Source organism: Chryseobacterium sp. SIMBA_029 (assembly GCF_046535275.1).
GTDB lineage: Bacteria > Bacteroidota > Bacteroidia > Flavobacteriales > Weeksellaceae > Chryseobacterium.
The window spans coordinates 1-267 of the sequence record NZ_JAWRXA010000391.1 but is presented as its reverse complement, the minus strand read 5'-3'; the positions used below and the strand labels follow the sequence as shown (position 1 = coordinate 267).

1 protein-coding gene is annotated in these 267 nt (G+C 60.3%); it reads right to left on the bottom strand.

The window, feature by feature from the left end:
* Positions 1–267 (bottom strand): MFS transporter (locus SB679_RS24560; protein WP_410704889.1); only part of this gene is annotated, 267 nt, incomplete at both ends.

The following is a 267-nucleotide window of genomic DNA, read 5'->3' as shown; positions in this document are numbered from 1 at the left end:
GCACCGCGGGTGGTCATTCGCTGCAGGATGAAACCCGTGGTGGGAATGACCACGGCCATGGTCAACATGAAGCCGGTTGCCAACCACTGCACCGTAGACGGAGTCACTTGCAGATCGGTCATCAGCCGCTGGAGCGCGACGTTCATGATGGTCTCGTTCAGGATCACCACGAACGTGGCCACCAACAACGTGACAATGACCGTCACGGACTCACGTGACATCTTGTCCGACGTCGTTCCTGACGCGGGAGCCTGCCGCGCTGCGTCA